At 70.9% G+C, this 6,979-nt stretch carries 8 protein-coding genes; 6 read left to right on the forward strand and 2 right to left on the reverse strand.

Annotated features, from left to right (window positions below; all coding sequences use genetic code 11):
- Positions 1-42: 42 nt before the first annotated feature.
- The gene (gene rfbC, locus SM793_RS28845) at positions 43-651 is read right to left on the reverse strand and encodes a dTDP-4-dehydrorhamnose 3,5-epimerase (protein ID WP_320441235.1); all 609 of its coding nucleotides are present in this window, start codon (positions 649-651) and stop codon (positions 43-45) included.
- Positions 648-1,523 carry a glucose-1-phosphate thymidylyltransferase RfbA gene (gene rfbA, locus SM793_RS28850; protein WP_320441236.1) on the reverse strand — a complete coding sequence of 292 codons (876 nt, stop codon included), beginning with the start codon at positions 1,521-1,523 and terminating at the stop codon, positions 648-650. The genes rfbC and rfbA overlap by 4 nt, the downstream gene beginning before the upstream one ends.
- Positions 1,524-1,604: 81 nt before the next feature.
- Here rfbA and rfbB point away from each other — a divergent pair, with 81 nt between their 5' ends.
- The 6 genes from rfbB (at position 1,605) to SM793_RS28880 (ending at position 6,918) form a co-directional block, all read left to right on the forward strand.
- Positions 1,605-2,582: a dTDP-glucose 4,6-dehydratase gene (gene rfbB, locus SM793_RS28855; protein WP_320441237.1), complete on the forward strand. Its 978-nt coding sequence runs from the start codon at positions 1,605-1,607 to the stop codon at positions 2,580-2,582.
- Positions 2,579-3,514 carry a dTDP-4-dehydrorhamnose reductase gene (gene rfbD, locus SM793_RS28860; RefSeq protein ID WP_320441238.1) on the forward strand — a complete coding sequence of 312 codons (936 nt, stop codon included), beginning with the start codon at positions 2,579-2,581 and terminating at the stop codon, positions 3,512-3,514. The genes rfbB and rfbD overlap by 4 nt, the downstream gene beginning before the upstream one ends.
- Complete coding sequence (locus SM793_RS28865; protein WP_320441239.1) at positions 3,511-4,848, forward strand: hypothetical protein; 1,338 nt, start codon at positions 3,511-3,513, stop codon at positions 4,846-4,848. The genes rfbD and SM793_RS28865 overlap by 4 nt, the downstream gene beginning before the upstream one ends.
- Positions 4,849-4,919: 71 nt before the next feature.
- A complete protein-coding gene (locus SM793_RS28870) occupies positions 4,920-5,609 on the forward strand; it encodes a glycosyltransferase family 2 protein (RefSeq protein WP_320441240.1) in 690 nt (229 codons plus the stop codon).
- Positions 5,606-6,004 (forward strand): DUF2304 domain-containing protein, encoded by a 399-nt coding sequence (locus SM793_RS28875; RefSeq protein ID WP_320441241.1) that lies wholly within the window; start codon positions 5,606-5,608, stop codon positions 6,002-6,004. Before SM793_RS28870 ends, SM793_RS28875 begins: the two co-directional genes overlap by 4 nt.
- 5 nt (positions 6,005-6,009) lie before the next feature.
- On the forward strand, positions 6,010-6,918 hold the full coding sequence (locus SM793_RS28880; protein ID WP_320441242.1) for a glycosyltransferase family 2 protein: 909 nt from the start codon (positions 6,010-6,012) through the stop codon (positions 6,916-6,918).
- The last annotated feature ends 61 nt before the right edge of the window (positions 6,919-6,979 follow it).

Below are 6,979 nucleotides of genomic sequence, written 5' to 3' on the forward strand. Positions count from 1 at the left end.
CGTTCGACGCGGCCGGGCCCTTCTCGTTCGGAGCGTTCCGGATCAGGCCCGGTGGGCCTGGCCCAGCTCGGCGGTGAACGCCTTGACCGCCTTGTAGTCGGGCAGCAGGCCGCTCGCCAGCGCCTCGGCCAGCGAGGGCGCCTCGGTGTCCTTGGCGGACAGCTGCGGCGCGTCGGCCGGCCACTCGATGCCCAGGTCCGGGTCCAGCGGGTGCACGCCGTGCTCGCCGGTCGGGTTGTAGGTCTCCGAGCAGAGGTAGGTCAGCGTCGCGTCGTCGCTCAGCGCGCAGAACCCGTGGCCGAGGCCCTCGGAGATGTACACCGCCTTGCGCTCGGTCTCGTCGAGCCGCACACCCTCCCAGGTGCCGAAGGTCGGCGAGCCGACCCGCAGGTCGACGATGACGTCCAGGACGGCGCCGCGCACGCAGGTGACGTACTTGGCCTGGCCGGGCGGGACGTCGGCGAAGTGGATGCCGCGGACGACGCCCCGGCTGGACAGCGACAGGTTGGCCTGCGCCAGCCGCAGCGGGTGGCCGACCACCTCGGCGAGCCGGTCGAAGCGGTACCACTCGGTGAAGTGGCCACGCGCGTCACCGTGCACCTGGGGGGTGAGCTCCCAGGCGCCCTCGATCGACAGCTCGCGGATCTTCATCGGGTGCCCTCCTCGTCCAGCAGCGCCACCAGGTACTGGCCGTAGCCGCTCTTCAGCAGCGGCTCGGCCAGCTCGCGCAGCCGCGCGTCGTCGATCAGGCCGGCCCGCCAGGCCGCCTCCTCGATGCAGCCGATCTTGAAGCCCTGGCGCTCCTCGATGACCCGGACGAACTCCGAGGCCTGCACCATCGAGACGAACGTGCCGGTGTCCAGCCAGGCGGTGCCCCGGTCGAGGATCGTCACGTGCAGGTCGCCGGCCCGGAGGTAGGCGTCGTTGACCGCGGTGATCTCCAGCTCGCCGCGGGCACTCGGCTCCAGGCCGCGGGCGATCTCGACCACGCGGTTGTCGTAGAAGTACAGGCCGGGGACGGCGTACCGGGACTTGGGCTCGGTCGGCTTCTCCTCGATGGAGATGGCCTGGCCGTCCTCGTCGAACTCGACCACGCCGTAGGCGGTCGGGTCGGCCACCGGGTAGGCGAAGACCCGGCCGCCCTTGGCGTCGGTGTGCTCGGAGAGCCGGGTGCCGAGGCCGCTGCCGTGGAAGATGTTGTCGCCGAGGATCAGCGCGACGGACTCGTCGCCGATGAAGTCGGCACCCAGGACGAACGCCTGGGCGATGCCCTCGGGCTTCTCCTGGACGGCGTACTCCAGGCGGAGGCCCAGCTGGGAGCCGTCGCCGAGCAGGCGCTCGAACTGGTCGCGGTCGTTCGGGGTCGTGATGATCAGGATCTCGCTGATCCCGGCCATCACGAGGGTCGAGAGGGGGTAGTAGATCATCGGCTTGTCGAAGACCGGGAGGAGCTGCTTCGACACCGCTCGAGTCAGCGGCCACAGCCGGGAGCCGGTGCCGCCGGCCAGAAGGATTCCACGCATGCGTGCACCTTATGCGAGAACGGCCGGGGGGTACGGCCGGGGTCCTGGGCGGGTGCGGGACGGCTATAGACTGCGCGCATTATGCGCATCCTTGTGACCGGCGGCGCCGGGTTCATCGGGTCGGAGTTCGTCCGTCAGCTCCTCGGGGCCGACGCCGAAGCTCGGATCACCGTCTTCGACAAGCTCACCTACTCCGGTGTCGAGGCCAACCTGGCCTCCGTCGCGGGGCACAGCGGCTACACCTTCGTCCGCGGCGACATCTGCGACGCCGCGGCCGTCGACGACGTCATGCCCGGGCATGACGTGGTCGTCCACTTCGCGGCCGAGTCGCACGTGGACCGCTCCATCGCGGGCGCGGGCCCGTTCGTGCTGACCAACGTCGTCGGCACCCAGGTCCTGCTGGACGCCGCCCGCAAGCACGGCGTCGGCCGCTTCGTGCACATCTCCACCGACGAGGTGTACGGCTCGATCAGCGAGGGCTCCTGGACGGAGGAGTGGCCGCTGGTGCCGAACTCCCCGTACTCGGCCTCCAAGGCCTCCTCGGACCTGCTGGCGCTGGCCTACCACCGCACGCACGGCATGGACGTCGTGGTGACCCGCTGCTCCAACAACTACGGGCACTACCAGTTCCCGGAGAAGGTCATCCCGCTGTTCACCACCAACCTGATCGACGGCAAGAAGGTGCCGCTGTACGGCGACGGCGGCAACGTCCGCGACTGGCTGCACGTCTCGGACCACTGCCGCGGCATCGAGCTGGCCATGCGCAAGGGCCGCGCCGGCGAGGTCTACAACATCGGCGGCGGCACCGAGGCCACCAACAAGGAGCTCACCGGGCTGCTGCTGGAGGCCGCCGGGGCGGGCTGGGACATGGTCGAGCACGTCACCGACCGCAAGGGCCACGACCTGCGCTACTCGATCGACATCAGCAAGATCCGCGAGGAGCTCGGCTACGAGCCGCAGGTGCGCTTCGAGGACGGCCTCGCCGAGACCATCACCTGGTACCGCGAGAACCGCGCCTGGTGGGAGCCGCTGAAGACGAAGGCGGCTCTGGCGAAGTGACCGGGACCTCCTCGGGTCCGGTCCGCTGGCTGGTCACCGGCGCGGCCGGGATGCTCGGCCAGGACCTGCTGACGGTCCTGGCCGGCGACCCGGCGGCCGAGGTGACCGCCCTCGGGCGGGCCGACCTCGACATCACCGACGCGGCGGCCGTGCTGGCCGCCGTCGAGGGCCACCACGTCGTCGTCAACTGCGCGGCCTGGACGAACGTCGACGGCGCCGAGACGGCCGAGGAGGCCGCCACCGCCGTCAACGGCACCGGCGTCCGCCACCTGGCGGCCGCCTGCGCCAAGACCGGCGCCCGCCTGCTCCAGGTGTCGACCGACTACGTGCTGCCCGGCGACGCCACCGAGCCGTACGCCGAGACCGCGCCGACCGGCCCGGTCAACGCCTACGGCAGGGGCAAGCTGGTGGGGGAGCAGGCCGTGGCCGAACTCCTCCCCGAGCACGGCTACGTGGTCCGCACCGCGTGGCTGTACGGCGAGCACGGCAAGAACTTCGTCGCCACCATGCTCCGGCTCGCCGCCCAGCGCGACAGCCTCGACGTGGTGGACGACCAGCAGGGCCAGCCGACCTGGTCGCTGGCCCTGGCCCGTCAGCTCGTCGCGCTCGGCCTGGCCGCGCTCGCCGGGCAGGCGCCGGCCGGCGTCTACCACGGCACCGGCGGCGGCCGGACCACCTGGTACGGCCTGGCCCGGGAGGCGTACCGGCTGAGCGGGCTGGACCCGGAGCGGATCCGCCCGACCACCTCCGCCGCGTACGTGACGCCGGCCGTCCGGCCCGCGTTCAGCGTGCTCGGCCACGACCGCTGGGCCGACGCCGGGCTGAGCCCGCTGCCGGACTGGCGGGAGCAGCTGGCCGAGGCGCTCGGCACGCCGGTCTTCGCCGAGCTGGGCGCGGTGGCCCGTTCGACCGAGAGTGACAGGTCTCAGTGAAGAATCCGCTGACCAAGGTCGCCGCCGCGCTGCCGCCGGGAACCCTGGCGGTGGCCGGCGGCACCGTGGTGCTCGGTGCCGCCTCGTACATCCACCTCGGGGTGGCCGGCCACAGCCTCTCCGTCGACGACATGGCGAACGTCTCCCTGCTGTGGACGATCGTGATGTCCGTCGGGATCGGTGTGTTCTTCCCGATCGAGCAGGAACTCACCCGGATCGTCGCCGCCCGCGCCGCGCTCGGCCACGGTGCGGCACCGGTGCTGCGCCGTGCCACGTTGCTGACCGGCGGGATCCTCGGCGTCGTCCTGCTGGGGCTCGGCATCGGCTCGCGGAAGATCGCCGATGTGATGTTCCACGGCGACCGCTCGCTGGTGCTGGCCCTCGGCGGCGCGTTCGCCGGCATGGCCGTCTGCTACCTCACCCGCGGTGTGCTGGCCGGCCTCGGCCGGTTCGGCGCCTACGGCACCCAGCTCGGCATCGACGGCGGCCTGCGGATCGGACTCGCGTTCGGCGCCGGCCTGGCCGGGGTGCACTCCGCGCTGGCGTTCAGCCTGATCCTCGCCCTGGCGCCGGTCGCGGCCACCGTGCTGACGCTGCCGCCGCTGTTCAAGGCGGTCCGGCCCGGCCCGCGGATCCCCTGGTCCGAGCTCTGCTCCGGCCTCGGCCTGCTGATCTGCTCGACCCTGCTGTCGCAGGTCGTGGTGAACGCCGCGGTGGTGAGCACCAAGCTGCTCGCCCCGGAGGAGTCGGCCCTGATCGCGGCGCTGCTCAACGCGCTCGTGCTGGCCCGGGTCCCGCTCTTCGTCTTCGGCTCGCTCCAGGCCTCGCTGCTCAGCGGCCTCTCCGCGGCGATCGCGGTGGGCGACCGCGCGGCCTTCACGGGTATGCTTCGCCGGATCGGCGCCGTGGTCGGCGGCCTCGGTCTGCTCGGCGGAATCCCGGCGGTGCTCCTCGGACCCCGGCTGATCCAGCTGCTGTTCGGGGCCGAGCCGGTGCTCGGGCACCTCGACTTCTTCTGGATGTCCGCCGGCACCGTGGCGTACATGTTCGCGATGGTGCTGGGTCAGGCGCTGATGGTATTCAAGCGGCACAACCTGCAACTGCTCTGCTGGGCGCTCGGCACCGGCGTACTCGCCGGCATCACCTTCATGCCCGGCGAGGTCGCCACCCGGGTGGTGGTGGCGTACACCGCCGGATCGGTGGCGACCGTGCTCGGTATGCTTGCCGCTCTCAGGAGCGGCTTCCCCGGTTCGACGGCGAACCAGGCCGGTACCGCGCCGAGTACGTCGGGGCAGGCTGTGCCCACCATGACTGCCCGGGTGAGCGGCGAATGACCGTCTCGCCCCCCGACATACGGATTTTTGCCGCGCACGAGCGCGGGAGACACCACGAACATGGAGCCCCCATGTCCCAGTACGACGATGTCTGGCTGGTGATCCCGGCCTACAACGAAGGCCAGGTGATCGCTGACGTTGTGGAGGGAGCGCGCAAGACGTTCCCGAACATCGTTGTGGTCGACGACGGCAGCGCCGACGACTCCGCCAAGCACATTATGAGCACCGGCGCGCACCTGGTGCGGCACCCGGTCAACCTCGGCCAGGGCGCCGCACTGCAGACCGGGCTGGCCTACGCCCTGGCGCAGAACGGCGCCAAGTACTTCGCCACCTTCGACGCGGACGGCCAGCACCAGACCGCCGACGTCGAGAAGATGGTCGCGCTGCTGCGCACCGGCGAGGCCGACGTGGTCCTCGGCTCGCGCTTCATCGAGCAGAACGGCCAGGTGCCGTGGATCAAGCGAGTGGTCCTGCGGACCGCCGCGACGGTCAGCCCCACCGCCCGCAAGCTCAAGCTGACCGACTCGCACAACGGCCTGCGAGTGCTCAACCGTGAGGCGGCCGGCCGGCTGCGGATCACCATGAACGGCATGGCCCACGCCTCGGAGATCGTCAGCTTCCTGGCCGGCGCGGACCTGCGGGTCGCCGAGCTCCCGGTCGACATCCTCTACACCGACTACTCACGCGCCAAGGGTCAGTCCCTGATCAACGGCGTCAACATCATCTTCGACATCTCGCTTCGGGAGCGTGGCCGCCGATGAACTACTTCTGGATCCAGTTGGTCCTGATCGCTGGCGCGGTCGTCCTCGCGTTCATGTTCATCCGGCGCTGGGACGCCGCGAACACCCGGGCCTGGAAGCGCATCGCGTTCTCCGTCTTCGTGGTCGCGAACATCTACGCGATCCTGCGCCCCAGTGACGTCACCTGGTTCGCCCACAAGATGGGCGTCGGCCGCGGCACCGACCTGGTGCTGTACGTGATGGTCCTGGCCATGGGCTTCCTGACCCTGAACACCTTCCTGCGCTTCCGCTCGCTGGAGAAGAAGCTCACCGACCTCGCCCGGACCGTGGCCATCAACGAGGGTGCCCGGCTGAACGAGGAGCGCTTCGACCTGGACCTCCCGGTCTCCGCCCCGGTGAACAGCGACGGAGTCTGACCTCGATGGCCACCTTCGAGTTCATGCTGCCGTACTACGGCGACGTGGCCCTGATGCAGGCCGCCGTGCGCAGCATCCTCACCCAGAGCGACCCGGACTTCCGGCTGACCGTCGTCGACGACGGCAAGGAGCCCGAGGTCCCGGGCTGGTTCGCCGGGCTCGGCGACGACCGGGTCCGCTACCTGCGCAACGAGCAGAACCTCGGCATCACCAAGAACTTCCAGAAGTGCGTGGAGCTCTCCACGGCGGACCACGTGGTCATCATGGGCTGCGACGACCTGCTGCACCCGCACTACCTGGAGACCGTCCGGGCGGTCCTCAAGGACAACCCCGACCTGGGCATGGTGCAGCCGGGCGTCGAGGTGATCGACGGGGCCGGTGTCGTCACCAGCGGCCTGGCCGACAACGTCAAGGACAAGCTCTACTCGCCGAGCGTCAAGGGCCGGCGGCTGATGGGCGGCGAGGAGCTGGCGGCCAGCGTGCTGCGCGGCAACTGGCTGTACTTCCCGTCGATCTGCTGGCGCGGCGAGGTGCTGCGGCAGGTCAACTTCCGCGACGAGTACTCGGTCATCCAGGACCTCGCACTGGTCGTGGACCTGCTGGAGCGCGGCGAGACGATGATGGTGGACAACACCACCGTCGTCTTCCAGTACCGCCGGCACGCGGTGAGCGAGTCCTCCGTGCAGGCGTTCTCGGGCACCCGCTTCGCCGAGGCGGAGAAGTACTTCAACGCGGTGGCGGAGCGGATGGACGCCCGCGGCTGGCCGAAGGCCGCCCGGGCGGCCCGGTTCCGCAGCGCCTCGCGCCTGCACGCGCTGACGATGCTGCCCGGCGCGCTGCGCCGCGGGAAGAGCGGCGGGGCCAAGGTGCTCGTCCGCCACGCCCTGACCTCGGGGCAGCGGCACGACGCCTGAGGCGTCCCGCGCCGGTGACGGCGAGCAGAACGGCCGTGGGGGGGGGGGGGGGGGCGGGGCG

It is taken from the genome of Kitasatospora purpeofusca (genome assembly GCF_034043715.1).
Taxonomy (GTDB): Bacteria; Actinomycetota; Actinomycetes; order Streptomycetales; family Streptomycetaceae; genus Kitasatospora; species Kitasatospora purpeofusca_A.

Coding starts and splice junctions, on each gene's coding strand:
- SM793_RS28880 (WP_320441242.1), top strand. CDS start 6,010: ATGGCCACCTTCGAGTTCATGCTGCCGTACTACGGCGACGTGGCCCTG.
- SM793_RS28875 (WP_320441241.1), top strand. CDS start 5,606: ATGAACTACTTCTGGATCCAGTTGGTCCTGATCGCTGGCGCGGTCGTC.
- rfbA (WP_320441236.1), bottom strand. CDS start 1,523: ATGCGTGGAATCCTTCTGGCCGGCGGCACCGGCTCCCGGCTGTGGCCG.
- rfbC (WP_320441235.1), bottom strand. CDS start 651: ATGAAGATCCGCGAGCTGTCGATCGAGGGCGCCTGGGAGCTCACCCCC.
- rfbB (WP_320441237.1), top strand. CDS start 1,605: ATGCGCATCCTTGTGACCGGCGGCGCCGGGTTCATCGGGTCGGAGTTC.
- SM793_RS28870 (WP_320441240.1), top strand. CDS start 4,920: ATGTCCCAGTACGACGATGTCTGGCTGGTGATCCCGGCCTACAACGAA.